Below are 1,833 nucleotides of genomic sequence, written 5' to 3' on the forward strand. Positions count from 1 at the left end.
GGCAGCGCCGCATGACGCCAGACCACCTGCACCGGCTCGGGCAGGCCCTGCCAGGCGAAGCCGGTGCGCAGGATGTCGTGGCGGGCGATGACGGCGTCCAGCGCGGCGACGAAGGCGTCCAGGCGTTGGCGGCTGTCGAAGGCCAGCACGCTGGTGCCGAGATAGGCATCGCGCTCGGGGCTGGCCAGGTGATGGAACAGCAGGCCTTGCTGCAGCGGCGCCAGCGGGTAGATGTCCTGCACGTTGGCGGCACCGCCGTGCACGCTGGCCACCGCGGCATCGATCTCGCTCTGACTGAGCGCAACCAGCGGCAACAGCTCGGGGGTGATGCGGGTGCAGGACGCCTCGATGCGGTTGGGTGGTACCACGACGGCGTCGTTGCGCTGCAGCGCGGCGGCCACCTCGGCCAGGGTGCTGGCCTCGAACAGTGTGCGGACCGGCAGTGTCCAGCCGTGTTGCCGCAGGCGCTCGATCAGGCGGATGGCCAGCAGCGAGTGGCCGCCGAGGGCGAAGAAGTTGGCGTGGCGGCCGACGTGCTCGCTGGCGAGCAGCTCGCACCAGAGCGTGGCGAGCAGGACTTCCAGATCGCCTTCCGGCGCGACGTAGGTCTGCGTCGGTTGGGCATCGGCATCCGGCGCCGGCAAGGCGCTGCGGTCGAGCTTGCCGTTGGGGGTCAGCGGGAGCGCATCCAACGGCACGTAGGCGCTTGGCCGCATCGCCGCCGGCAGGCGCGTGGCCAGCTGTACGCGGACGTGCTCGAGGTCGGGCAGCGCCTGGTGGCCGACCAGATAGGCCACCAGGCGCGGCGCGCCAGCTGCGTCTTCGCGCAACAACACGGCGGCATCCTGCACGCCGGTACAGCCGCGCAGCGCGCTGGCGATCTCGCCCAGCTCGATGCGCACACCGCGCAGCTTGATCTGATCGTCGTTGCGGCCGAGGAAGTCGAGCGTGCCGTCGGCACGCCAGCGGGCGACATCGCCGCTGCGGTACATGCGCTGGCCCGGTCGTTCGGCAAACGGGTCGGGCACGAAGCGCTCGGCGCTCAGGTCCGGCCGGCCGAGGTAGCCGCGTGCCAGGGTGTGACCGGCGATATGCAGTTCGCCGGCCACGCCGATCGGTGCCAGGCGCCCGTGCGCATCGAGGACATACAGGCGCACATTGGCCAGCGGCCGGCCGATCGGCAGGCGTTCGCCGTCGTTGGCGCCGTCCAGATGCAGGCTGGCGCAGACGCTGGCCTCGGTCGGGCCATAGGCGTTGATCACCCGCGCCTGCGCCTGCCAACGCTGCACCAGGGCGGTATCGGCCGCCTCACCAGCGACCACCAAGGTCTGCAGGTGGGGGCAATGAGCCGGTGTCGGCAGCGAGGCCAGCACCGTTGGGGTCATGGTGAGGTGGGTGATGCGGTGTTGCTGCATGACCTCCAGCAACGCCTCTCCGGCCAAGGCGTCAGCCGGTGGGACATGCAGGCAGGCACCGGCCAGCCAGGCCATCAAGACTTCGGAGAGACAGGCATCGAATGCGATATTGGCCAACTGCAACACGCGGCTCTGGGGTCGCACCGCAAAGGCGTCGATCTGCGCCAGCGCCAGATTGACCAGGCCGCGGTGGCTGACCATCACGCCCTTGGGCGTGCCGGTGGAGCCGGAGGTGTAGAGCACGTAGGCCAGGTGATCGGGCTGCAGGCCGGTATCGGCGGGAGCGTGGTCGTGAGCCGGCGCTGCGGTGGTGTCCAGCGCGTCGAGCAGCAGGACGCGGGCGCGTTGCAAGGCACGGCTGGCCGGCAGTTGCTGCTGCAGCTGGCTGTCGGGGGGGACCTGTCTCTTATATACATAT

At 70.2% G+C, this 1,833-nt stretch carries 1 protein-coding gene; it reads right to left on the reverse strand.

The annotated features are described in order from the left end of the window. The coding region (locus CKY51_RS21535; RefSeq protein WP_152249958.1) for a non-ribosomal peptide synthetase at nucleotides 1–1,833 on the reverse strand (1,833 nt) is incomplete at both ends.

Source organism: Xanthomonas maliensis, assembly GCF_009192945.1.
Classification (GTDB): Bacteria; Pseudomonadota; Gammaproteobacteria; order Xanthomonadales; family Xanthomonadaceae; genus Xanthomonas; species Xanthomonas maliensis.